We start from the raw sequence: 24,185 nt of genomic DNA on the forward strand, positions 1-24,185 counted from the left end.
CTGACGCAGCTGTCGCTAGTTGGGTTTGGCGCTAGACTTTTGATCGGCAACGGCAACGGCAACGGCAACGGCAACGGCAACGGCCAAAACGATAAACCGGCAATCGGCCTCCCGTTTTTTCCGCGAATTGGCCATTTGCCCCTCACAACCCTGGGCTTAACCTGCAGGCAGATACCCCTCAGGAGAAACCCGATGCGATCCATCCGTCTACCTATTGCCCTGCTGACATTAGGCCTGCTCGCCCCGTTGTCACCTACCTGGGCCCACGGCGAGAAGCCCGACCAGGTCAAGATTCTTCAAGAGCAACTCCCCAACAACGCCCCCGGCAAGAAAGCCGTGATGCTCACGGTCAGCTATGGCCCCGGCCAGGCGTCGCCCGCCCATCAGCATCCGGGAGCGGTCATGGCCTATGTACTGGAAGGGGCGGTGACCTCCAAGCTCAACGACGAACCAGAGAAAACCTACAAGGCCGGCGAGTTCTGGTACGAGGCGCCGGGCACCGTGCACAGCGTGTCGCGCAATGCCAGCAAGACCCAGCCGGCCAAACTGCTGGTCTGGAGCTTGGTGGACGAGGGGCGTCCAGTGACCGAGCCCCTGTCCCAATGATTGACAGAGGGGCTTATAGCGCGCCCTTCGCAGCCTGGATCAAGGCGTCGTCCAGCACCTGGCTGGGGGCGACCTGAACGCTCTGGGTGTAGAAGGGCGGCAGCTTCTGCGCCAGCTGCGCCACGGCCTGCGGCGTCACACCTGGGGGCAGCAGCACATATTGCAGGTTGGACGGGAACGACTGCGGCACAGGCCCCTCCATGGTCGAGCCATACGCACCGAAGGTCATCACTGCTTCACTGGTGCGCGGATCAGGGATGTACAGGAAGACGAACGTGCCGTACTTGGGATGGGTGAGGTACTGCTGCGCCTCAGCGCGGACCTGCGGGTCGTTGCTGTTCATCAACTGCCAGCGCATCAGGGCATAGCGGCGTGTGGTTTCCATGAACGCCGTGCGGATGGGCGACTGTTTTTCCTGGCCGCCAAGGCAGGCCAGCAGGTTGCCGAACGGATCCAGCAAGGCCACGGCATTCATCGTGTCGGCATGGCGAGCGGTTTCCGTCAATGGCTTGGCCAAGGCCGCGCCCGGCATGCGCGGGTCGTCGAACTTGACCGTCAATGCCCATGGGCTGAGTTCGGTCAATGCCTTGCGCACCGCGCTGTTGGCCGGCAGCGATGCCGGGTTCTTCAGTTTGTCAGGCGCCAGGCCACTATTGTTGCTCGCATCGCGTACCGTGTTGACGCTGGCGTCGAAGATCGAGCCGGTCAGGCTGAATACTCGCGAGTCGATGGTTTCCTTCGCGAAGACGGGGCCTGTCGAGCCCTGGTACTGCCGATCGATAGGCTTGTCTACCGCGTAGTAGCCCCAGGTTTGCTGGGCTTTCTGGCGCACTTCCGGCGGCAGGGTCGGGAAGTCGAACTGACTGTTGTAGTTGACCCCGGCATAGGTGTCGATGGCGCTGACCGCCACATTGAAACCGGCGGTCAGCAGCGAGCCTGCGCACATCGCGCAGGGGTCCAGGGTAGTGACCACGGTGAGCGCGCCGGGCGGCGGCAGGTTCAGGGCCTGGCGATTGTCGTAGTACCACTGCACCAACTGGCGTTCGCCGTGGGCTGTAGGATCATGAGGCAGGAACGGGGGTTGCGCGGTGCTGTCGGGGTAGGGCATCAGCACATTGTTGTGCATGGCCTTCAATACCTTGCCGGTGGCATTTTCGATGATGCAGCCGCCTACCGCGAACGTCTTCTGCAGTGCGGCGAGGATGGATTGATCGGCGACCACTTCCACGGCTTGCTGGGCATTGCGAACGGTGTCCATGTTGACTCCCTGTCGTTGCTGCGCGAGGTGCGCAGGCAGACGATAGTCCAGGGCAGTCGGAAAACAAGCGGCGGATCCTGAAAAGAAAAAACCTCCAGTGCTTGCGCATCTGGAGGTTTTCAGTGTTTGGCTCCGCGACCTGGACTCGAACCAGGGACCCAATGATTAACAGTCATTTGCTCTACCGACTGAGCTATCGCGGAATCTGCGCGTATCTTACTGACTGCTTGGGGGAAGTCAAGCTTCCCCCAAGACAATCAAGCAGTTACAGCACTTCGACGATGGCCTTGGTGACCACGTGAATGTTGCTCTGGTTCAGTGCGGCGACTGCGATGCGGCCGGTGTCCAGGGCGTAGATGCCGAACTCGTTCTTCAGGCGCGCCACTTGCTCAACGGTCAGGCCCGAGTAGGAGAACATGCCGCACTGGCGACCGACGAAGCTGAAGTCGCGCTTGGCGCCGTATTCGGCCAGCAGCTCGACCATCTGCTTGCGCATGCCGTGGATGCGCTCGCGCATCTCGGCCAGCTCGGTTTCCCACATCTGGCGCAGCTCGGGGCTGTTGAGCACGGCGGCGACGATGCTGGCACCGTGGGTCGGCGGGTTGGAGTAGGTGGTACGGATTACCCGCTTGACCTGCGACAGCACGCGGGTGCTCTCGTCCTTCGAGGCGGTGACGATCGACAGCGCGCCGACGCGCTCGCCGTACAGCGAGAACGACTTGGAGAACGAGCTGGAAACGAAGAACTCAAGGCCCGATTCGGCGAACAGGCGCACGGCGAAGGCGTCTTCGTCGATGCCGGCACCGAAGCCCTGGTAGGCCATGTCGAGGAACGGGATGTGGCCCTTGGCCTTGACCACTTCCAGGACGTTTTTCCAGTCGTCCAGCGACAGGTCGACGCCGGTCGGGTTGTGGCAGCAGGCGTGCAGGACGATGACCGAGCCGGCCGGCAGCTTGTTCAGGTCTTCGAGCATGCCGGCGCGGTTGACGTCTTGGCTGGCGGCGTCGTAGTAACGGTAGGTCTGTACCGGGAAACCGGCGCTCTCGAACAGGGCACGGTGGTTTTCCCAGCTCGGGTCGCTGATGGCCACCACGGCGCCCGGCTGCAGGCGCTTGAGGAAGTCGGCGCCGATCTTCAGCGCGCCGGTGCCGCCCACGGCCTGCACGGTGACCACGCGGCCGGCGGCCAGCAGTGGCGACTCGGCGCCGAAGATCAGCTTCTGCACGGCCTGGTCGTACTGGGCGATGCCGTCGATCGGCAGGTAGCCGCGCGAAGCGTGCTGGGCGGCACGGGCGGTCTCGGCTTCGATTACCGCGCGCAGCAGCGGGATGCGGCCTTCCTCATTGCAGTAGACGCCCACGCCCAGGTTCACCTTGTCGGTGCGTGGGTCGGCGTTGAATGCTTCGTTGAGGCCCAGGATAGGGTCGCGGGGTGCCAGCTCGACAGCGGAAAACAGGCTCATTGTTACCTTGGCTCTGATAGGAGAGTGATAGGGGTCGCCACGCTCCAGCCGAAGGCACTGAAGCGGTGCACAAACGGGGAGTCAGTATAGTGATACCGACCGGTCACTGCGACAGTCTGGCGCAGCTTTTCCGGCTGTTTGCGCAAATATTTTTCGACCATTGGTCGAATTGCCCGGTCCATAGACATGAACGTTCACAGGTCGGGCTTGAATCCCGCGCCCGGGGCGCGCATTTGGGTATAGACTACTGGCTAAATTTACAGTTGCCGCGACATCCACGAGGTCCGTCATGTCCGAGTTCCAGCTCGTCACCCGATTCCAGCCGGCCGGCGACCAGCCCGAGGCCATCCGCCAGATGGTCGAGGGCATCGACGCGGGCCTGTCGCACCAGACCCTGCTCGGGGTGACCGGCTCGGGCAAGACCTTCAGCATCGCCAACGTCATCCAGCAGGTGCAGCGCCCGACCATGGTGCTGGCGCCGAACAAGACCCTGGCAGCCCAGTTGTACGGCGAGTTCAAGGCGTTCTTCCCGAACAACGCGGTGGAGTACTTCGTCTCCTACTACGACTACTACCAGCCCGAGGCCTACGTACCGTCGTCGGACACCTTCATCGAGAAGGACGCGTCGATCAACGATCACATCGAGCAGATGCGCCTGTCGGCGACCAAGGCGCTGCTGGAGCGGCGCGACGCGATCATCGTCACCACCGTGTCGTGCATCTACGGCCTGGGCAGCCCCGAGACGTACCTGAAGATGGTCCTGCACGTCGACCGCGGCGACAAGCTCGACCAGCGCGCCCTGCTGCGGCGCCTGGCCGACCTGCAGTACACCCGCAACGAGATGGACTTCGCCCGCGCCACCTTCCGCGTGCGCGGCGACGTGATCGATATCTTCCCGGCCGAATCGGACCTCGAGGCCATTCGTATCGAGCTGTTCGACGACGAGGTGGAGAACATCGCTGCCTTCGATCCGCTGACCGGCGAGGTGATTCGCAAGTTGCCGCGTTTCACTTTCTACCCCAAGAGCCACTACGTGACCCCGCGGGAGACCCTGCTCGACGCGGTGGAGGGCATCAAGGACGAGCTCAAGGATCGACTGGAGTACCTGAACACACACAACAAGCTGGTCGAGGCCCAGCGCCTGGAGCAGCGCACCCGGTTCGACCTGGAGATGATCCTCGAGCTGGGCTACTGCAACGGCATCGAGAACTACTCGCGCTACCTTTCCGGGCGCCCGGCCGGTGCGCCGCCGCCCACGCTCTACGACTACCTGCCGGATGACGCGCTGCTGGTGATCGACGAGTCCCACGTCAGCGTTCCGCAGGTCGGTGCCATGTACAAGGGTGACCGTTCGCGCAAGGAAACCCTGGTGGAGTACGGCTTCCGCCTGCCGTCGGCACTGGATAACCGGCCGATGCGCTTCGACGAATGGGAGGCGGTCAGCCCACAGACCATCTTCGTCTCCGCCACCCCCGGTACCTACGAGGCCGAGCACGCCGGGCGGGTGGTGGAGCAGGTGGTGCGGCCGACCGGTCTGGTCGATCCGCAGGTCGAGGTGCGCCCGGCACTGACCCAGGTGGACGACCTGCTTTCGGAGATCGGCAAGCGCGTGGCTATGGGCGAGCGGGTGCTGGCCACCACGCTGACCAAGCGCATGGCCGAGGACCTCACCGACTACCTGGCCGACCACGATGTGCGGGTGCGCTACCTGCACTCGGACATCGACACCGTCGAGCGGGTCGAGATCATCCGCGACCTGCGCCTGGGCACCTTCGACGTGCTGGTGGGGATCAACTTGCTGCGCGAGGGCCTGGACATGCCCGAGGTGTCGCTGGTGGCGATCCTCGATGCCGACAAGGAGGGTTTCCTGCGTTCCGAGCGCTCGCTGATCCAGACCATCGGTCGCGCCGCGCGCAACCTCAATGGCAAGGCGATTCTCTACGCCGACAACATCACCGGCTCCATGCAGCGGGCCATCGACGAGACCGAGCGGCGTCGGGCCAAGCAGGTGGCGTTCAACGAAGCCAATGGCATCGTGCCCAAGGGCGTGGTCAAGGACATCACCGACATCATGGAAGGCGCCACGGTGCCGGGAGCGCGGAGCAAGAAGCGCAAGGGCATGGCCAAGGCGGCGGAGGAGGCCGAGCGCTACGAGGCCGAGCTGCAGACCCCGGCGCAGATCACCAAGCGCATCAAGCAGCTAGAAGAGAAGATGTTCCAGTTCGCCCGCGACCTGGAGTTCGAGGCCGCCGCGCAGTTGCGCGACGAGATCGGCAAGCTGCGCGAGCGGCTGATCGCCAGTTGAGCGGCGTCTATCAGTGCCGGCCCCTTCGCGGGTAAACCCGCTCCCACAGGATTCGCGTAGACGCTGAACCTGTGGGAGCGGGTTTACCCGCGAAGAGGCCGGCAGCCGCACGACAGATTTTGCTTGTGGGCTGTGTCAGTGAGCCTCGCCCGCCTTCAACCCCTGCGGCAACGTGCGTGTCAGCAACACCGCCAACATGCTCACCGCCAGCCCGATCCCGACAAAATGGAAGGCATCGTTGTAGGCCATGATCAAGGCCTGCTGGTGGGTAATCTCGGACAGCTTGCCCAGCGCCGCGCTATCGCTGCCTAGCCGCTCGGCCAGCTGCGCCAGGCGCTCCGCCACCTGTGGGTTGCTCGGCACCACCGCCTCGCGCAGGTAGTCGAAGTATTCCTTGGTCCGCGCATCCAGCAGCGTCGCCAGCAAGGCAATGCCGATGGCGCCGCCCAGGTTGCGCAGGATGTTGAACAGGCTAGACGCTGAGCCCGCGTCCTGGGGCTGGATATAGGCCGTGGCGATCAGCGAGATGGTCACCATGATCATCGGCTGGCCAAGGGCGCGGATCACCTGGATCTGGTTGAACTGCGGGCCGGCGAAGTCCGGGTTGAGCACTCCGGAGCCGAAGCTGGCCGCGCCGAACAGGCAAAAGCCCAGGGCGCACAGCACCTTGGGCGGGATCACCTTCATCAACTGCGGCACCAGCGGGATCAGGAACAGCTGCGGCACGCCCATCCACATGATCACCTCGCCGATCTGCAGGGCGTTGTAGCCCTGGATCTGCGCCAGGTACAGCGGCAGCAGGTAGATCGACCCGTACAGGCCGACGCCCATGCCCAGGCTGGCAATGCTCGACAAACCGAAGTTGCGGTTGCCGAGAATGCGCAGGTTGATCAGCGGGTGCGGACGGGAGAACTGCAGGATCACGAACAGGATCAGGCTGAGCAGGGCGACGCTGCCCAGGCTGACGATCAGGTTCGACTCCAGCCAGTCCTTGCGATGCCCCTCCTCGAGAAACACCTGCAGGCAGCCCAGGCCCAGGCCGAGGGTGACGATGCCAGCGTAGTCGGTGCTCTTGAGCAGTTCCCAGTGCGCTTCCTTCTTCTCCAGCCCGTAGAGCAGGCCGGCGATCATCACCAGCCCCGGCGGGATGTTGATGTAGAAGATGTATTCCCAGCCCCAGTTCTCGGTCAGCCAGCCGCCCAGGGTCGGGCCGATGGAGGGGGCGAAGGTGGCGGTCATGGCGAACATGGCCATGCCTTTGGCGCGGTGGTGTTCGGGCAGCTTGATCAACGTCAGGGTGAACGCCAGCGGGATCAGCGCGCCACCGGTGAAACCCTGCAGGGCGCGGAACACGATCATGCTCTCGAGGTTCCAGGCCATCGAGCACAGCAGCGACGACACCAGGAAGCCCAGCGACACCCACACCGCCAGGCGCCGGGCCGAGAGTAGCTGCACCAGCCAGGCGGTCAGCGGGATCATGATGATCTCGGCCACCAGGTAGGAGGTGGAGATCCACGAGCCTTCCTCCAGGGTCGCCGACAGCGCGCCCTGGATGTCCTTGAGCGAAGAGTTGGTGATCTGGATGTCCAGCACCGCCATGAAGGCGCCGAGCATCACGCTCATCACCGCGATCCAGTCGCGCCGGGTCGGCTCCGCGGTGGGGCGCAGCAGCGCGTCACCGGCCATCCGCATCCCCATCGCGCAGGTCGACCGTGGCTGTGACCGACATGCCCGGGCGGATGCGCCCATGCAGCGGGTTGTCGGCGGCGAAGGTCAGCTTGACCGGAATGCGCTGCACCACCTTGGTGAAGTTGCCGGTGGCGTTGTCCGGCGGCAACAGGCTGAACTGCGCGCCGGAAGCGGCGAACAGGCTGTTCACGCGGCCCTCGATCGGGGTGTCGGGGTAGCTGTCGAACAGCAGTTCGGCACGCTGGCCGGGGTGCATGCGGCCGATCTGGGTCTCCTTGAAGTTGGCCTGCACCCAGATGTCCTCGTCGGGGACGATCGACAGCAGGTAGGCGCCGGCCTGCACCACCTGGCCGTTGCGGGCGTTGCGCTGGCCAATGGTGCCGCTGATCGGCGCGTGGATCGCGCAGCGGGTCAGGTTCAGCTCGGCCTGGGCCAGGTCGGCGCGGGCGTTGGCGATCTGCGCGTCGAGGCGCTTGAGTTCGGCGTTCAGGGCGTCGACCTGCTGGCGCTGGCCCTTGAGGTCGGCCTGGGCCTTGTCCACCTGGGAGCGGGCGACATGGCTTTCCGCCGACAGGGTGGTGACCCGCTCTTCGGAGACGAAGCCGGGCTTGCGCAGGGCCTGGGCGCGGTTGAGGTCCAGCTGCGAGCGGTCGAGGGTGGCCTGGCTGGCGGCGACCTGGGCCTGGCCGGCCGCGATCAGGCTGCCTTGCTGGGTCAGGCGGCTGCGCGCCTGGGCCAGTTCCGCCTCGCGGGTGGCCAGGGCCGCGCGGGCGCGCTCGACGGCCAGCTCGAAGTCGGCGGCTTCCAGGCGCACCAGCAGGTCGCCCTTGCTCACATGCTGGTTGTCCTCGACCCGCACCTCGTCGATGCGCGCGCCCAGTTGGCTGGAGATGCGGGTGATCTCGCCTTGCACATAGGCGTTGTCGGTGCTCTCGTAGAAGCGCCCCTTGAAGTACCAGTGGGCCAGGAAGGCAAGGCCGACCAGCAGTACCAAGGTGATGAAGACCAGCAGGCGACGTTTGAGTGGAGTGGGCATGGGAGGCTGTCATTGCGAAAATGTAAGCAAATTTAACAGCGCCCGGCAGGGCGCTCACAAGTGGCGATCGCGCCATTGCTGGAGCCCGGTGCCCGCTCCCTGCTAACATTCCGCCTTTGTTTCTCTTTGTCCGAGACTCTCCATGACCACCGTTCGCACGCGCATCGCGCCATCGCCCACCGGCGACCCCCATGTCGGCACCGCCTACATCGCCCTGTTCAACTACTGCTTCGCCAAGCAGCATGGCGGTGAGTTCATCCTGCGGATCGAAGACACCGACCAGTTGCGCTCCACCCGCGAGTCCGAGCAGCAGATCTTCGACGCCCTGCGCTGGCTCGGCATCGAATGGAACGAAGGCCCGGACGTCGGCGGCCCGCACGGCCCGTACCGGCAGAGCGAGCGTGGCGAGATCTATGCCAAATACGCCAAGCAGCTGGTCGATGCCGGCCACGCCTTCTACTGCTTCTGCACCGCCGAAGAGCTGGAGCAGATGCGTGCCGAGCAGATGGCCCGCGGCGAAACCCCGCGCTACGACGGCCGCGCCCTGCTGCTGAGCGACGAGGAAGTGCAGCGCCGCCTGGCCGCTGGCGAGCCGCACGTGATCCGCATGAAGGTGCCGAGCGAAGGCGTCTGCGTGGTGCCGGACATGCTCCGTGGCGACGTCGAGATCCCGTGGGACCGCATGGACATGCAGGTGCTGATGAAGAACGACGGCCTGCCGACGTACTTCCTGGCCAACGTGGTCGACGACCACCTGATGGGCATCACCCACGTGCTGCGCGGCGAAGAGTGGCTGCCGTCGGCGCCCAAGCTGATCAAGCTGTACGAGTACTTCGGCTGGGAACAGCCCAAGCTGTGCTACATGCCGCTTTTGCGCAACCCCGACAAGAGCAAGCTGTCCAAGCGCAAGAACCCGACCTCGGTGACCTTCTACGAGCGCATGGGCTTCATGCCCGAAGCCATGCTCAACTACCTGGGCCGCATGGGCTGGTCGATGCCGGACGAGCGCGAGAAGTTCTCGCTGGACGAGATGGTCGAGCACTTCGACCTGTCGCGCATCTCCCTGGGCGGTCCGATCTTCGACATCGAGAAGCTGTCGTGGCTGAACGGCCAGTGGCTGCGTGAGCTGCCGGTGGAAGAGTTCGCCGCGCGCGTGCAGAAGTGGGCGTTCAACAGCGACTACATGATGAAGATCGCCCCGCACGTGCAGGGCCGGGTCGAGACCTTCAGCCAGGTCGCCCCGCTGGGTGGCTTCTTCTTCGAAGGCGCGCTCAAGCTTGACGCCAAGCTGTTCGAGAGCAAGAAGCTGTCGGCCGACCAGGTGCGCCAGGTGATGCAGCTGATCCTGTGGAAGCTGGAAAGCCTGCGTCAGTGGGAAAAGGACCGCATCACCGGCTGCATCCAGGCCGTGGTCGAGTCGCTGGAGTTCAAACTGCGCGATGCCATGCCACTGATGTTCGCCGCCATCACCGGCCAGGCCAGCTCGGTGTCGGTGCTCGACGCCATGGAAATCCTCGGCCCCGACCTGACCCGCTACCGCCTGCGCCAGGCCATCGACCTGCTCGGTGGCGTGTCGAAGAAGGAAAACAAGGAGTGGGAGAAGCTGCTGGCGAATATCGCCTGACAGCGGCTATCGTGCCCCCTGTAGGAGCGGCCTTGTGCCGCGAAAGGGCCGCAAAGCGGCCCCGGCGATTCTGCGTCAATGCACAGATTGTGGGACCGCGTTGCGGTCCTTTCGCGGCACAAGGCCGCTCCTACAAGGGAGCGGCGCTCTGATTCAGCAGGGCAGGGCGGTAAGTGATTGTTATCTGTGAAAAAAATTTTGAATATTTTCAAAAATTCGTTTGACAGCCCTGCAATCCGATCTTAATATGCGCCCCGTCCACAGCGATGAACGAAAACGAAACGCCAGGCACCCAGCCAGCGCTTCGGTTCAGAGCGACATTGTGGGGCTATAGCTCAGCTGGGAGAGCGCCTGCATGGCATGCAGGAGGTCAGCGGTTCGATCCCGCTTAGCTCCACCAAATTCCGCTTGATGGCCAAGGCCGTCAGGCAAGACCGGTTCCAGCAAACGGGTCTTGAAGGTAAGAAGGTTCGTCCCCTTCGTCTAGTGGCCTAGGACACCGCCCTTTCACGGCGGTAACAGGGGTTCGAGTCCCCTAGGGGACGCCAGTTTCACACAAGCGATATTTCACCATGTCGCTGGGCCGCGAGGCTAGAAATCCGGGGCTATAGCTCAGCTGGGAGAGCGCCTGCATGGCATGCAGGAGGTCAGCGGTTCGATCCCGCTTAGCTCCACCAATTTTGCCGCGATTCGCGAAAGCGGGTCGGCACGAAGGTTACGTCCCCTTCGTCTAGTGGCCTAGGACACCGCCCTTTCACGGCGGTAACAGGGGTTCGAGTCCCCTAGGGGACGCCACTTTTACCCGCGTTTGCGGGAGTTGAATGACTCATCATCCAGATCGGTGAGTCATTTGTTTTACTCGGGGCTATAGCTCAGCTGGGAGAGCGCCTGCATGGCATGCAGGAGGTCAGCGGTTCGATCCCGCTTAGCTCCACCAATTCGCCACGATTCGCAGCAGCGAGTCGGCACGAAGGTTTAAGTCCCCTTCGTCTAGTGGCCTAGGACACCGCCCTTTCACGGCGGTAACAGGGGTTCGAGTCCCCTAGGGGACGCCAATTTTTTACCTGCGTTTTGCAGGACTTATAAGGCTCATTCGATTATTGAATGGGCCTTTTGTTTTTTCTGCCTCCCGAAAAGTGTCGCTGCGCCGATCAATGGCCGCAGATTCCGCTTGCCAGAAAATATTATGAGCATAATATGATGGTCATAATGTTTTGAGGTGAGCCATGAGCGACAAGAAGAGCAAGACCCGCGAACGCATCCTCGATGCCGCCCGTAGCGCGTTGGTGCAGCAGGGGCCGGCCGAGCCGAGCGTCAGCCAGGTCATGGGCGCCGCGGGGCTGACAGTCGGCGGCTTCTATGCCCACTTCGACAGCAAGGACGAGCTCATGCTCGAGGCGTTCAGCCAGTTGCTCGGCGAGCGCCGCGCCTTGCTCGCTCAGGTCGATCCCGCCCTTGACGGCGCCGGGCGTCGGGCCCTGGTCGCGGCCTTCTACCTGTCGCGCAAGCACCGTGATTCCGAGGTGCAGGCGTGCCCGATTCCCAATGCGCTGAGCGAGATGCAACGCCTGCCGGAGGCGTTTCGCAACGTGCTGGCCGAACACATCGAGCTGATGACCGCACAGATGGTCGATCGCCCCGAAGACATCGACAAGGCGCTCGCCGATTTCGCCCTGATGGTGGGTGGCCTGGCCGTGGCCCGTGCCCTGGGCGATGGCGAGCTGTCCGACCGTATCCTGCGCGCCGCCAAGTCGGCGGTGATCTGAGCAACCTGACCCTGGAGCAAGGCGATGACTACCCTGAGCTGGATTCGTGGCGTCAATGGCACCCTCGGCCACCTGGTCCCCGAACATGTCGCCGGCAAGATGCGTCGTGCCTTCATGACGCCGCGCACCTTGCCACCCAAAGCCTGGGAACTGCCGCTGCTGGCCCGCGCCGAGCGCATTACCCTGCGCTTCGGGCTGTCGGCGCTGCGCTGGGGGCAGGGGCCGACGGTGTTGCTGATGCATGGCTGGGAAGGGCGCCCGACTCAGTTCGCGGCGTTGATCGAGCGGCTGGTCGACAGCGGCCATACCGTGGTTTCGCTGGAAGGGCCGGCCCATGGGCGCTCGCCCGGCGAGCAGGCGCATGTGGTGGCGTTCGCCCGCGCCTTGCTGGAGGCCGCCGCCGAGCTGCCGCCGCTGCGGGCGGTGATTGGCCACTCCATGGGCGGCGCCAGCCTGTTGCTGGCCCTGCAATGGGGGCTGCGCACCGATGCGGCGGTCAGCATCGCCGCGCCGGCCCGCCTGCTTGGCGTGCTGCGCGGTTTTGCCCGGCGCTTGGGTCTGCCGGCCCGGGCTCGGGCCGCGTTCATCCGTCAGGTGGAGCGGGATGTTGGCGTCCAGGTGGCGCGCCTGGATGTCAGTGGCTATCAGCTGGATGTGCCGGGCCTGGTGGTGCACGCCGAGGACGATCCGGTGGTGCCGGCCGGCGAGGCCCCGGTGATTCACCAGGCCTGGTTCGACAGCCGCCTGCTGCTGCTGGAGGAGGGCGGTCATCAGCGGGTGCTGGCCGACCCGCGCCTGGGCGAGGCGGTGATGGAGCTGCTGGCGCGTTCTACCCAGCACGCGCGGCAAAGCGCCTGAGCATCCGTTACACTGTGCCCGTTTGATCGGTGTGCAAAACGCTACGGGAGCAGGCATTGCGTTGCCTGGCACCAGCTTCGCTGGTGTTCGCGGGTAAACCCGCTCCCACAGGGTTGGGCATTTCAATGGGCAGTTTCCCAATGGAGCGGGCATGAGCTGGGATCTGGCAGCACCATTCATCATCGACCTACGCGTCGGCAGCGAGGACATCGACGGCCTCGGCCACGCCAATAACGCCGTCTATGTCACCTGGCTGGAGCGCTGTGCCTGGCGCCATTCCCAGCGCCTGGGGCTGGACCTGGCCGAGTATCGCCGGCTGGACCGGGCGATGGCCGTGGTCCGCCATGAAATCGACTACCTTGCCGCCGCCTATGAGGACGACGAGCTGCAGTTGGGCACCTGGATCGTCGACTGGGACCAGCGCCTGCGCATGACCCGACGCTTCCAGCTCAAGCGCCCGAGTGACGGCGTGACCCTGCTGCGGGCACAGACCACCTTCGCCTGCATCGAGCTGTCCAGCGGCAAGCCAAAGCGCATGCCGGCGGAATTCCTCGACGGCTACGGTCCGGCGCTGACCGGCCGCTGAAACGGGGCGGTTTTTTGCTAGACTGCCGCCTTTTGCGTGGCGAGACCCTGAAATGCAAATTGCCCTGGCCCCGATGGAGGGGCTGGTCGACAACATCCTGCGCGACGTCCTGACCCGGGTGGGCGGTATCGATTGGTGCGTCACCGAGTTCATCCGCGTCTGCGACCGTCTGCTGCCGGCGTCGTCGTTCGACAAGCTGGCGCCGGAGCTGCGCCAGGGCGCGCGCACCGCCGCCGGCGTGCCGATGCGCGTGCAACTGCTCGGCTCGGATCCGGTGTGCCTGGCTGAAAACGCGGCCCTGGCCTGCGAGCTGGGCGCGCCGGTCATCGACCTGAACTTCGGCTGCCCGGCCAAGACCGTCAACAAGTCCCGGGGCGGGGCGGTGCTGCTCAAGGAGCCCGAGCTGCTGCATGCCATCGTCCGCGAGGTACGTCGCGCGGTGCCGGCGCATATCCCGGTGACCTCGAAGATGCGCCTGGGCTACGACAGCCCCGACGGCGCGCTGGACTGCGCCAGGGCGCTCGCCGAAGGCGGCTCGGCGCACCTGGTGGTGCATGCGCGGACCAAGGTCGAGGGCTACAAGCCTCCGGCCCATTGGGAGTGGGTGGCACGGGTGCAGGATGTGGTCGCGGTGCCGGTGTTCGCCAATGGCGAGATCTGGACGGTCGACGACTGGCGGCGTTGCCGCGAGGTCAGTGGCGCCAGGGACATCATGCTGGGCCGTGGGCTGGTGTCGCGTCCGGACCTGGCCTTGCAGATCGCCGCGGCCCGCGATGGCGTCGAATACCAGCCGATGAGCTGGGACGAGTTGCTGCCGCTGCTGCGCGAGTTCTGGCGCCAGGCCCAGGACAAGCTGTCGCCGCGCTACGCGCCGGGGCGGATGAAGCAGTGGCTGGCGATGCTGACCCGTGGCTATCCCGAGGCGGTGGCGTTGTTCGCCGAGTTGCGTCGGGAGGATGACTGCCAGCGGATCAGTGGGTTGCTGGGGGTGGAGCTGCAGGCCGTCGAGGTTTGTGTCGCCTGAGCTGGCGCTATCGCGGGGCAAGCCCGCTCCCACGAAGCCATGCCCAGTCGTAAAATTTTTCAGGCCAGCCCTTGAAAGGCGTTTGCCCGGACATATCTCTTGAGTACGCGATGCCGAAGTCGGGTCGCGTAGTGACTTTACTTGCTGAATCTCAGGAGTTAATGACCATGACTACCGCTTTCTCTCTCGCACCGCTTTTCCGCAACTCCGTTGGTTTCGACCGTTTCAACGACCTGTTCGAAGCCGCCGCCCGTAACGAGGCCGGTAGCAGCTACCCGCCCTACAACGTGGAAAAGCATGGCGATGACCACTATCGCATCGTGGTTGCCGCAGCCGGCTTCCAGGAGCAGGACCTCGACCTGCAGGTCGAAAAAGGTGTCCTGACTGTGACCGGCGGCAAGCGCGACAACGCCAGCGAAGGTGTCACCTTCCTGCACCAGGGCATTGCCCAGCGCGCTTTCAAGCTGTCGTTCCGCCTGGCCGACCATATCGAGGTCAAGGGCGCGGGCTTGGCCAACGGCCTGCTCAGCATCGAGCTGCTGCGCATCGTGCCGGAAGAAGCCAAGGCCAAGCGCATCCCGATCAACGGCGAAAAGCCGGTGCTGAACTGAGTTCGGCGGGATAAAAAAAGGGCACCTTCGGGTGCCCTTTCTGCTTTATGCGGACCCTGTAGGAGCGGCCTTGTGCCGCGAAAGGGGCGCGTAGCGGCCCCAGGGTTTCAGCGTTAAAGCAGTAATCGCCGGGGCTGCTGAGCAGCCCTTTCGCGGCACAAGGCCGCTCCTACAGGGGATCGCGTAAGCTCCTAACTTAATCAGTAATCCGCCGGCGCCTCCAGCAGCATCTGGCGGAACTCCGGCAACGGCAGCGGCCGGCTGTGCAGGTAGCCCTGGTACAGGTGGCAACCCAGCCGCTCGAGAAACTCCAACTGCTCGCTCAGCTCCACGCCCTCGGCAATCACCGCCAGTTCCAGGCTGCGGGCCATGGCGACGATGGCGCGGACGATCTCGGCGTCGTTGGGGTCGACCGGCGCGTCGCGCACGAAGGTCTGGTCGATCTTCAGCGCATCCACCGGCAGGCGCTTGAGGTAGGTGAGCGAGGAATACCCGGTGCCGAAGTCGTCCATGGCGAAGCTCACGCCATAGCCCTTGAGTTCGCGCATCTTGCTGATGGTGTCCTCCAGGTTCTGGATGACGATGCCTTCGGTGATCTCCAGCGTCAGCATGCGCCGTGGCAGGCGGTAGTCGTCGAGGCTGCGCAGCACCCGCTCGACGAAGTCGTTCTGGCGGAACTGCCGCGGGCTGATGTTGACGCACAGGCTGAAGTCGTCGGCGTCGATCAGGCCGTCCGCGAGCATGCGTGCGCAGGCATCGCAGGCCTCGTCGAGGATCCAGCTGCCGACTTCGAGGATCAGGCCGCTTTCCTCCAGCACCTGGATGAACTGCGCCGGCGGTTGCTGGCCCAGTTGCGGGTGGTGCCAGCGCAGCAGCACTTCGGCGCCGACGATGCGGTTGTCGCGGGCATCGACCTGGGGCTGGAAGTGCAGTGCCAGTTCGCCCCGGGCCAGGGCCAGGCGCAGGTCGCTCTCCATGCGCAGGCGCTCGCTGGCGGCCTTCTGCATGGTGGTGTGGAACAGCTGGGTGGTGTTGCGGCCGGAGTCCTTGGCCCGGTACAGGGCGATGTCGGCGCGCTTGAGCAGGTCGGCGGGGGTGGCGCCATGGTCGGGAATCAGCGCCACGCCGATGCTCGGCGTCACCTGCAGGCGCTGGCCGTCCAGCGACATCGGCTCGGCCAGCAGCTCGCGCAGGGTGTCGGCCAGCTCGCGGACCCGGGTCTCGACCACCTCGCGGCTGCCCTCCAGGCCGCTGAGCAGCACCACGAACTCGTCGCCGCCCAGGCGCGCCACGGTGTCCTCCAGGCGCACGCTGGCCTCGAGGCGGGCGGTGATGATCTTCAGCACCGTGTCGCCCACCGGATGGCCGAGGGAGTCGTTGATGTGCTTGAAGTGGTCGAGGTCGAGGAACAGCAGCGCACCGCGCAGGTTATGGCGCTTGAGCAGGGCGATCTGCTGGCTCAGGCGGTCCATCAGCAGGGCGCGGTTGGGCAGGTTGGTCAGCGGGTCGTGGTAGGCCAGGTGGCGGATCTGCGCCTGGGCGTTCTTCAGCAGGCTGACGTCGCGGGCATTGATCAGCAGGCAGTCTGTCTCGTTGAGGCTGATCGGCTCGACCGAGACTTCCACGGTGAGGATGTCGCCGCGCTTGTTGCGCCCAAGCATCTCGCGGTGATGCACCCGGCCGCGCTCGCGCAGCTCGTTGAGCAGGGCGGCGCGCTGCTTTTCATCGGCCCAGATGCCGATCTCGTAGACCGTGCGCCCCACCACTTCCTCGGGGCTGTAGCCGGTCAGCCGGCTGAAACCGTCGTTGACCTCCACGTAGCGCCCGCTCTGGCGCTCGGTGATGGTGATGGCGTCGGGGCTGGAGTGGAAGGCCTTGGCGAATTTCTCTTCGCTGGCCTTGAGCGCCGCCTCGGCGCGTTGCTGCTGGGTGATGTCGCGCAGGGTGGTGACGCTGCAGGGCTGGCTGTCGACGCTGATCAGGCGGCTGGAGATCACGCAGGTCAGCGGCGTGCCGTTGCGGTGGTTGACCACCACCGCCACGTTGCTCAGGGCCTGGTCGCGGATCACCCGCTCGATGCGCTGGGCGCGTTCGGCGGATTCGGCCCACAGGCCGATCTCCTCGGCGGTCTGGCCGAGGATCTGCTCCGGGTTCCAGCCGAAGGTCTGGCTGAAGGCCGGGTTGATCTCGATGAACTGGCCGGTGTCCTGGCGGGTCACGCAGATCGGGTCGGGGCTGACCTGGAACAGGCTGGCGAATTTTTCTTCCGAGGCGGTCAGGCGTTGTTCGCGCTCGACCTGGTCGGTGATGTCGAGCAGGGTGCCGGCCATGCGCAGCGGGTTGCCCTGGTCGTCGCGGTACAGCCGGGCGCGGCTTTCGATATAGCGCGAGGCGCCGTTGTCCAGCTGCACGCGGTAGGTGATCTGGTAGTTGCCCGCCGGCCCCTCGCGCAGGCTGCGGTAGGCCTGGCGCATGACGCTGCGCTCGTGCTCGGGCACGCCTTCGAAGAACGCCTCGAATGACTCGTGGAACGGCACCGGGTCCAGCCCGTGTAGCTGGGCGGCGCGGGCCGAGCCGTAGAGCATGCCGCTGGGAATATGCCAGTCCCAGGTGCCGAGCTGGGCCGAGTCCAGGGCCAGGTCGAGGCGCTCCTGGCTGTCCTTTAGCGCCTGTTCGGCACGTTTGCGCTCGGTGGTGTCGACGAAGGTGCTGATCAGGTAGGTGACGCCTTCGAGTTCGATGCCCTGGGTGCAGAGGATGCCGTCGTGGATCTTGCCGCTGGTGGCGCGGAACTGCACCTCCAGGGTGAACGGCCCGCTGCCGGCGCGGGTGGCGTCCATCACCAGGTGGCGCTGCTCGGGATTGACCCACAGGCCCAGCTCCAGGCTGGTCTTGCCGACCACCTGGGCGCCCGGCCAGCCGAACATGTGCTCGAAATGCTGGTTGACCTCGATGATCAGGCCGTCGTGGCGGCGGGTCAGGAGGATGGCGTTGGGGCTGAGGTGGAACAGGGTGGCGAAGCGCTTTTCCGAGTTGATCAGCGCGGTTTCCCGCTCGCGCTGGCGGGTGATCTCGCGAATGACCCCGATCATCTGTGGCCGGCCATGGGGATCGTGGGTCAGGCTGCCGTTGATCTCCAGCCAGTGCACGCTGCCATCGGGCCAGCGGATGCGGTGGCGCATGGCCTGTTCCACCGGCTCGCCGTTGACCACGGCCTGGAACGCCTGGCGGGTGCGGGCGCGGTCTTCCTCGGGCAGCAGGTCCAGGTAGTCGACGTCGTTGGGTAGCGGGCGCTGCGGATCGAAGCCGAACAGTGCCTGGGTGCCCCGTGACCAGCTCACCCGGCCACTCTCGATGTCCCACAGCCAGGCGCCCAGGCGCGCGCCGTTGAGCGCGGCCAGCAGCTGGGGAGCGTTCTGCCAGGCCAGCTCCGACTCCTGGGGATCAGCCGCAGGGATGCGTGGCAGGCGCGGAAAGCGGTTTGCTGATTTGGGCATCGGTACCAGACCTTTGGCGGAAAACGCGTCCTTGTGGATGTCATGCCGTGCTGACGAGCGGTCAGGCGGACCCTGCATGGCTGTCGAGCAGGGCCATGAAAGCCCTGGCCGCGTTCGACAGCGTGCGTTCGGTATGCAGTATGTAGCCTAGCTGGCGTGACAGCTGTATGCCGGGCAGGGCGATGGGCGCCACTTGTTCATCGAGCATAGTACGTGGCAGCACACTCCACGCCAGGCCGATCGACACCATCATCTTGATGGTTTCCAGGTAGTTGGTGCTCATGGCGATGTTCGGCACCAGGCCCTGGCTTTCGAACAGGCGCTGGACGATATGGTGGGTGAAGGTGTTGCCGCCGGGGAACACCGCCGGATGGCGCGCCACGTCGGCCAGGCTGACCGCGCCGTTGCTGGCCAGCGGGTGCTCGGGCGAGGCGACGAAGTCCAGGGCGTCGTCCCATACCGGCACGGCCCGCACCAAATGGTGCGGCTCGGGCGCCAGGGTGATCACGGCAATTTCGGCGCGGCCGTGCAGCACCTCGTCGTAGGCCGCCTCCGAGTCGAGGAACTGGATATCCAGGGCCACCGCCGGGTACTGGCGGGTAAAGGCACGCAGCAGCGGCGGCAGGCGGTGCAGGCCGATGTGATGGCTTGTAGCCAGGGTCAGGCGACCGCTCACCGCCCCGGTGAGGTTGGTCAGGGCGCGGCGGGTATCATCGAGTACGTTGAGGATCTGATAAGCGCGGGGCAGCAGGGCGCGGCCGGCCTCGGTGAGGGTGACCTCGCGGCCCAGGCGGTCGAACAGGCGCACGTCCAGCTGCTGCTCGAGGCCGGCGATGCGCTTGCTGATGGCCGGCTGGGTCAGGTGCAGGCGTTCGCCCGCCCCGGAAAAACTGCCGGTTTCGGCGATGGCGATGAAGGCGCTGAGGTTGGCCAGGTCCATCTATTTGAATTCCTGATGGTTATGCAAAGCATGAAAATTATGAATTTGAGTTATTCAATCTATCGCCATAGCATCGTCCGTACAAGCCAAGGGGTCTTTGGCATAGAAAGACGCTGATGAGGAACAGTCTGATGGCTGGCAAAACGCTCTACGACAAACTCTGGGAAGCTCATGAGGTCAAGCGCCGCGATGACGGCTCGTCCTTGATCTACATCGACCGCCACATCATCCACGAAGTGACTTCGCCCCAGGCTTTCGAAGGCCTGCGCCTGGCCAGCCGCAAACCGTGGCGCATCGACGCCAACATCGCCACCCCCGACCACAACGTACCGACCACGCCGGAGCGCAAGGGCGGCATCGAGGCCATCGTCGACCAGGTGTCGCGCCTTCAGGTGCAGACCCTCGATGAGAACTGTGACGAATATGGCATCGTCGAATTCAAGATGAATGACGAGCGTCAGGGTATCGTCCATGTCATCAGCCCGGAGCAGGGCGCGACCTTGCCGGGCATGACCGTGGTCTGCGGCGACTCGCACACCTCCACCCACGGCGCGTTCGGCGCCCTGGCCCATGGCATCGGCACCTCCGAGGTCGAGCACGTGCTCGCCACCCAGTGCCTGGTGGCCAAGAAAATGAAGAACATGCTGGTGCGCGTCGAGGGTCAATTGCCCGCTGGCGTCACCGCCAAGGACATCGTCCTCGCCGTGATCGGCAAGATCGGCACCGCCGGCGGCAACGGCCATGCCATGGAGTTCGCCGGCAGCGCCATCCGCGAGCTGTCGATGGAAGGCCGCATGACCATCTGCAACATGTCCATCGAAGCCGGTGCCCGGGTAGGCCTGGTGGCTGTCGACGGCACCACCGTCGCCTATGTCGAAGGCCGTCCGTACGCGCCGAAGGGCGAGCAGTGGACGCAGGCCGTCGAGGCCTGGAAAGGCCTGGTGTCCGACGCCGATGCCGTGTTCGACACGGTGGTCGAGCTCGACGCCGCGCAGATCAAGCCGCAGGTCAGCTGGGGCACCTCGCCGGAGATGGTCCTGGCCGTCGACCAGCGCGTGCCGGACCCGGCCGCCGAGCCCGACCTGATCAAGCGCGGCTCGATCGAGCGCGCCCTCAAGTACATGGGCCTGGCCGCCAACCAGGCGATCACCGAGATCAAGCTCGACCGCGTGTTCATCGGTTCGTGCACCAACTCGCGCATCGAAGACCTGCGCGCCGCCGCCGAAATCGCCAAGGGCCGCAAGGTCGCCGCCAACGTCAAGCAGGCGCTGGTGGTGCCGGGCTCGGGCCTGGTCAAGGCCCAGGCCGAGCGCGAAGGGCTGGACAAGATCTTCCTCGAGGCCGGCTTCGAATGGCGTGAACCAGGCTGCTCGATGTGCCTGGCGATGAACCCGGACCGCCTGGAGAGCGGCGAGCACTGCGCGTCCACCTCCAACCGCAACTTCGAAGGCCGCCAGGGCGCCGGTGGTCGTACCCACCTGGTCAGCCCGGCCATGGCCGCCGCCGCCGCGGTGACCGGCCACTTCATCGATGTCCGCGAGTTGATCCAAGGGAGCGCAGCATGAAAGCCTTTACCCAGCACACCGGTCTTGTCGCGCCATTGGATCGTGCCAACGTCGACACCGATCAGATCATCCCCAAGCAGTTCCTCAAGTCGATCAAGCGCACCGGCTTCGGCCCCAACCTGTTCGACGAGTGGCGTTACCTGGACGTCGGCCAGCCTTACCAGGACAACAGCAAGCGCCCGTTGAACCAGGATTTCGTGCTCAACCATGCGCGTTACCAGGGTGCCAGCGTGTTGCTGGCGCGGGAGAACTTCGGTTGCGGCTCGAGCCGCGAGCATGCCCCATGGGCGCTCGACGAGTATGGTTTTCGCAGCGTGATCGCGCCGAGTTTCGCCGACATCTTCTTCAACAACAGCTTCAAGAACGGCCTGTTGCCGATCATTCTTGACGCTGCCGAAGTCGACGAGCTGTTCAAGCAGGTCGAGGCCAACCCGGGTTACCAGCTGACCATCGATCTCGAGGCCCAGGCGGTGACTCGTCCGGACGGCAAGGTGCTGAAGTTCGAGATCGACGCGTTCCGCAAGCACTGCCTGCTCAACGGCCTGGACGATATCGGCCTGACCCTGCAGGACAGCGACGCGATCAAGGCGTTCGAGGGCAAGCACCGCGCCAGCCAGCCCTGGTTGTTCCGCGACGCGTGATTGACTGCTTGCCCCGCGCAGAGGGGCATTGGACACTGAAGTACTTCGGCGCGCCTGCGAGGCGCGCCGCTTGATTGGATAGAGGAACGCATGAGCAAGCAGATTCTGATTCTCCCAGGTGACGGCATCGGCCCGGAAATCATGGCCGAGGCGGTCAAGGTGCTGGAACTGGCCAACGACAAGTTCCAGCTCGGCTTCAGCCTCACCCATGACGTGATCGGTGGCGCGGCCATCGACAAGCACGGCGTGCCCCTGGCCGACGAGACCCTGGCGCGCGCGCGCGAGGCCGACGCCGTGCTGCTGGGCGCCGTGGGCGGCCCGAAGTGGGACAAGATCGAGCGTGACATCCGTCCGGAGCGCGGTCTGCTGAAGATCCGCTCGCAACTGGGCCTGTTCGCCAACCTGCGCCCGGCCATCCTCTATCCGCAACTGGCCGATGCCTCGTCGCTCAAGCCCGAGATCGTTTCCGGCCTGGACATCCTCATCGTCCGCGAGCTGACCGGCGGCATCTACTTCGGCGCGCCACGCGGCCAGCGCGAGCTCGAAGGCGGCGAGCGCCAGGCCTATGACACCCTGCCGTACAGCGAGAGCGAAGTGCGCCGTATCGCCCGTGTCGGCTTCGACATGGCCCGCGTGCGCGGCAAGAAGCTGTGCTCGGTGGACAAGGCCAACGTCCTGGCCTCCAGCCAGCTGTGGCGCGAAGTGGTCGAAGAGGTGGCCAAGGACTACCCGGACGTCGAGCTGAGCCACATGTACGTGGACAACGCCGCCATGCAGCTGGTGCGCGCGCCCAAGCAGTTCGACGTGGTGGTGACCGACAACATGTTCGGCGACATCCTGTCGGATGAGGCTTCCATGCTCACCGGTTCCATCGGCATGCTGCCGTCGGCGTCGCTGGATGCCGACAACAAGGGCATGTACGAGCCGTGCCACGGTTCGGCGCCGGACATTGCAGGGCAGGGCATCGCCAACCCGCTGGCGACCATTCTCTCGGTGTCGATGATGCTGCGCTACAGCTTCAACCAGACGGCCGCCGCCGAGGCGATCGAGCAGGCGGTGAGCCGGGTGCTGGACCAGGGCCTGCGCACCGGCGACATCTTCTCCGAGGGCTGTAGCAAGGTGGGTACGCAGGAAATGGGCGACGCAGTAGTCGCAGCGCTGCGGAATCTGTAATCTCTCTGGCCCGCCACCAAAAACTCCCGGTGGCGGCCCACTTTTAGCAAAGGTGTAGTTGCGATGAAACGTGTAGGTCTGATCGGTTGGCGTGGAATGGTCGGTTCCGTGCTCATGCAGCGGATGCTCGAAGAGCAGGACTTCGACCTGATCGAGCCGGTGTTCTTCACCACCTCCAACGTCGGTGGCCAAGGCCCTGCCGTGGGCAAGGACACTGGCCCGCTCAAGGACGCCTACAGCATCGACGAGCTCAAGACCCTCGACGTGATCCTGACCTGCCAGGGCGGCGACTACACCAACGAAGTCTTCCCCAAGCTGCGCGAAGCGGGCTGGCAGGGCTACTGGATCGACGCGGCCTCGTCCCTGCGCATGCAGGACGACGCGGTGATCATCCTCGACCCGGTCAACCGCAAGGTCATCGACCAGCAGCTGGACGCGGGCACCAAGAACTACATCGGCGGCAACTGCACCGTCAGCCTGATGCTGATGGGCCTGGGCGGCCTGTTCGAAGCCGGCCTGGTCGAGTGGATGAGCGCCATGACCTACCAGGCGGCCTCGGGCGCCGGCGCGCAGAACATGCGTGAGCTGATCAAGCAGATGGGCGGTATCCACGCGGCGGTCGCCGACGACCTGGCCAACCCGGCCAGCGCCATCCTCGACATCGATCGCAAGGTGGCCGAGGCCATGCGCGGCGAGGGCTTCCCGACCGACAACTTCGGCGTGCCGCTGGCTGGCAGCCTGATCCCGTGGATCGACAAGGAGCTGCCGAACGGGCAGAGCCGCGAAGAGTGGAAGGCCCAGGCCGAGACCAACAAGATCCTTGGGCGCTTCAAGAGCCCGATTCCGGTCGATGGCATCTGCGTGCGGATCGGCGCCATGCGTTGCCACAGCCAGGCGCTGACCATCAAGCTGAACAAGGATGTGCCTTTGGCGGATATCGAAAGCATGATCAGCCAGCACAATCCCTGGGTGAAGCTGGTGCCTAACCAGCGGGAGATCAGCATGCAGGAGCTGAGCCCTACCCAGGTGACCGGGACCCTGAACGTGCCGGTCGGGCGTTTGCGCAAGCTGAACATGGGGTCGCAGTATCTTGGGGCCTTCACTGTTGGCGACCAGTTGCTGTGGGGGGCTGCGGAGCCGTTGCGGCGGATGTTGCGGATTCTGCTGGAGCGGTGATCTGGGTGGTTTGAGTTTGGATTTTGAAGAGCCCGTGTTGCGAGAGTGATGCGGGTTTTTTTATTGGTGTTAGATTCGTTGTTCGTTGTTCGTTGTTCGTTGTTCGTTGTTCGTTGTTCGTTGTTCGTTGTTCGTTTTGATGTTTTTATTTGCATTCATTTGCGATGTCGACGCATAGTCACCTTTCCGCCCTTACGGCGGGTTACTTTGGTCGTGGCCAAAGTAACCAAAGCCGTGGCGCTCCATTCATCCGGCCCTCCGCTTCGCTCCGGGTTCCCTCACTCCGGTCTTGCTCCCGGGAGGATCGCGCTGCAGGGCCCATCCTGGGCCCCAGCGCTTGACGGGCATCCATGCCCGTCACCTCCCTC

General features: G+C 64.8%; 18 protein-coding genes and 7 tRNA genes. 18 read left to right on the top strand and 7 right to left on the bottom strand.

The features are described 5' to 3' along the window. Window positions 1-192 precede the first annotated feature (192 nt). Window positions 193-606 carry a cupin domain-containing protein gene (locus NMG10_RS24185; protein WP_254465264.1) on the top strand — a complete coding sequence of 138 codons (414 nt, stop codon included), beginning with the start codon at window positions 193-195 and terminating at the stop codon, window positions 604-606. A gap of 13 nt (window positions 607-619) precedes the next feature. Here the strand turns inward: NMG10_RS24185 and NMG10_RS24190 are convergent, their stop codons facing one another. From NMG10_RS24190 to NMG10_RS24200, 3 genes are all read right to left on the bottom strand, one after another. Beyond that, the gene (locus tag NMG10_RS24190; RefSeq protein ID WP_254465265.1) at window positions 620-1,864 is read right to left on the bottom strand and encodes a nucleoside deaminase; all 1,245 of its coding nucleotides are present in this window, start codon (window positions 1,862-1,864) and stop codon (window positions 620-622) included. A gap of 127 nt (window positions 1,865-1,991) precedes the next feature. Then, window positions 1,992-2,067, bottom strand: a tRNA-Asn gene (locus NMG10_RS24195). Between the two features lie 62 nt (window positions 2,068-2,129). Further along, entirely contained in the window at window positions 2,130-3,326 is a 1,197-nt protein-coding gene (locus tag NMG10_RS24200; RefSeq protein WP_186716432.1) for an amino acid aminotransferase, read from the bottom strand. A gap of 289 nt (window positions 3,327-3,615) precedes the next feature. On the opposite strand from NMG10_RS24200, the gene uvrB reads away from it, so the two are divergent. Beyond that, window positions 3,616-5,631: an excinuclease ABC subunit UvrB gene (gene uvrB / locus NMG10_RS24205; RefSeq protein ID WP_232857729.1), complete on the top strand. Its 2,016-nt coding sequence runs from the start codon at window positions 3,616-3,618 to the stop codon at window positions 5,629-5,631. Window positions 5,632-5,766: 135 nt separating this feature from the next. On the opposite strand, the gene NMG10_RS24210 is transcribed toward uvrB, so the two are convergent. Continuing rightward, the gene (locus tag NMG10_RS24210) at window positions 5,767-7,257 is read right to left on the bottom strand and encodes an MDR family MFS transporter (protein ID WP_232857733.1); all 1,491 of its coding nucleotides are present in this window, start codon (window positions 7,255-7,257) and stop codon (window positions 5,767-5,769) included. Between the two features lie 49 nt (window positions 7,258-7,306). Then, the gene (locus NMG10_RS24215) at window positions 7,307-8,356 is read right to left on the bottom strand and encodes an HlyD family secretion protein (protein WP_232857728.1); all 1,050 of its coding nucleotides are present in this window, start codon (window positions 8,354-8,356) and stop codon (window positions 7,307-7,309) included. 142 nt (window positions 8,357-8,498) lie between these two features. Between NMG10_RS24215 and gltX the strand changes: the two genes are divergently transcribed. The 12 genes from gltX (at window position 8,499) to NMG10_RS24275 (ending at window position 14,825) form a co-directional block, all read left to right on the top strand. Then, a complete protein-coding gene (gene gltX, locus NMG10_RS24220; protein ID WP_203647535.1) occupies window positions 8,499-9,980 on the top strand; it encodes a glutamate--tRNA ligase in 1,482 nt (493 codons plus the stop codon). Between the two features lie 324 nt (window positions 9,981-10,304). Beyond that, window positions 10,305-10,380, top strand: a tRNA-Ala gene (locus NMG10_RS24225). A 72-nt stretch (window positions 10,381-10,452) separates the two neighbouring features. Beyond that, window positions 10,453-10,528: transfer RNA gene (locus NMG10_RS24230), tRNA-Glu, on the top strand. A 53-nt stretch (window positions 10,529-10,581) separates the two neighbouring features. Next, a tRNA-Ala gene (locus NMG10_RS24235) sits at window positions 10,582-10,657 on the top strand. Between the two features lie 42 nt (window positions 10,658-10,699). Further along, window positions 10,700-10,775, top strand: a tRNA-Glu gene (locus NMG10_RS24240). Between the two features lie 66 nt (window positions 10,776-10,841). Then, window positions 10,842-10,917 (top strand) — tRNA-Ala (locus NMG10_RS24245). Between the two features lie 42 nt (window positions 10,918-10,959). Beyond that, window positions 10,960-11,035 (top strand) — tRNA-Glu (locus tag NMG10_RS24250). 171 nt (window positions 11,036-11,206) lie between these two features. Next, a complete protein-coding gene (locus tag NMG10_RS24255; protein ID WP_050704722.1) occupies window positions 11,207-11,746 on the top strand; it encodes a TetR/AcrR family transcriptional regulator in 540 nt (179 codons plus the stop codon). A 24-nt stretch (window positions 11,747-11,770) separates the two neighbouring features. Continuing rightward, a complete protein-coding gene (locus NMG10_RS24260) occupies window positions 11,771-12,604 on the top strand; it encodes an alpha/beta fold hydrolase (protein ID WP_203647534.1) in 834 nt (277 codons plus the stop codon). Between the two features lie 151 nt (window positions 12,605-12,755). Further along, window positions 12,756-13,190 carry a thioesterase family protein gene (locus NMG10_RS24265; protein WP_050704724.1) on the top strand — a complete coding sequence of 145 codons (435 nt, stop codon included), beginning with the start codon at window positions 12,756-12,758 and terminating at the stop codon, window positions 13,188-13,190. Window positions 13,191-13,242: 52 nt separating this feature from the next. Next, window positions 13,243-14,214, top strand: coding sequence for a tRNA-dihydrouridine synthase (locus NMG10_RS24270; protein WP_203647533.1), 972 nt, complete (start codon window positions 13,243-13,245; stop codon window positions 14,212-14,214). 167 nt (window positions 14,215-14,381) lie between these two features. Continuing rightward, entirely contained in the window at window positions 14,382-14,825 is a 444-nt protein-coding gene (locus NMG10_RS24275) for an Hsp20 family protein (protein WP_198743665.1), read from the top strand. A gap of 200 nt (window positions 14,826-15,025) precedes the next feature. On the opposite strand, the gene NMG10_RS24280 is transcribed toward NMG10_RS24275, so the two are convergent. Both NMG10_RS24280 and NMG10_RS24285 read right to left on the bottom strand, forming a co-directional pair. Further along, the gene (locus NMG10_RS24280) at window positions 15,026-18,322 is read right to left on the bottom strand and encodes a PAS domain S-box protein (protein ID WP_203647532.1); all 3,297 of its coding nucleotides are present in this window, start codon (window positions 18,320-18,322) and stop codon (window positions 15,026-15,028) included. 61 nt (window positions 18,323-18,383) lie between these two features. Then, window positions 18,384-19,262 carry a LysR family transcriptional regulator gene (locus tag NMG10_RS24285; RefSeq protein ID WP_028690430.1) on the bottom strand — a complete coding sequence of 293 codons (879 nt, stop codon included), beginning with the start codon at window positions 19,260-19,262 and terminating at the stop codon, window positions 18,384-18,386. A gap of 131 nt (window positions 19,263-19,393) precedes the next feature. On the opposite strand from NMG10_RS24285, the gene leuC reads away from it, so the two are divergent. From leuC to asd, 4 genes are all read left to right on the top strand, one after another. Continuing rightward, window positions 19,394-20,827 (top strand): 3-isopropylmalate dehydratase large subunit, encoded by a 1,434-nt coding sequence (gene leuC / locus NMG10_RS24290; RefSeq protein WP_203647531.1) that lies wholly within the window; start codon window positions 19,394-19,396, stop codon window positions 20,825-20,827. Further along, window positions 20,824-21,468: a 3-isopropylmalate dehydratase small subunit gene (leuD, locus tag NMG10_RS24295; protein WP_110739341.1), complete on the top strand. Its 645-nt coding sequence runs from the start codon at window positions 20,824-20,826 to the stop codon at window positions 21,466-21,468. Before leuC ends, leuD begins: the two co-directional genes overlap by 4 nt. Window positions 21,469-21,558: 90 nt before the next feature. After that, window positions 21,559-22,641 carry a 3-isopropylmalate dehydrogenase gene (leuB, locus tag NMG10_RS24300; protein ID WP_232857725.1) on the top strand — a complete coding sequence of 361 codons (1,083 nt, stop codon included), beginning with the start codon at window positions 21,559-21,561 and terminating at the stop codon, window positions 22,639-22,641. A 63-nt stretch (window positions 22,642-22,704) separates the two neighbouring features. Further along, window positions 22,705-23,817 (top strand): aspartate-semialdehyde dehydrogenase, encoded by a 1,113-nt coding sequence (gene asd / locus NMG10_RS24305; RefSeq protein ID WP_254465266.1) that lies wholly within the window; start codon window positions 22,705-22,707, stop codon window positions 23,815-23,817. The last annotated feature ends 368 nt before the right edge of the window (window positions 23,818-24,185 follow it).

This window comes from Pseudomonas sp. DVZ6 (assembly GCF_024259445.1).
Taxonomy (GTDB): domain Bacteria; phylum Pseudomonadota; class Gammaproteobacteria; order Pseudomonadales; family Pseudomonadaceae; genus Aquipseudomonas; species Aquipseudomonas peradeniyensis.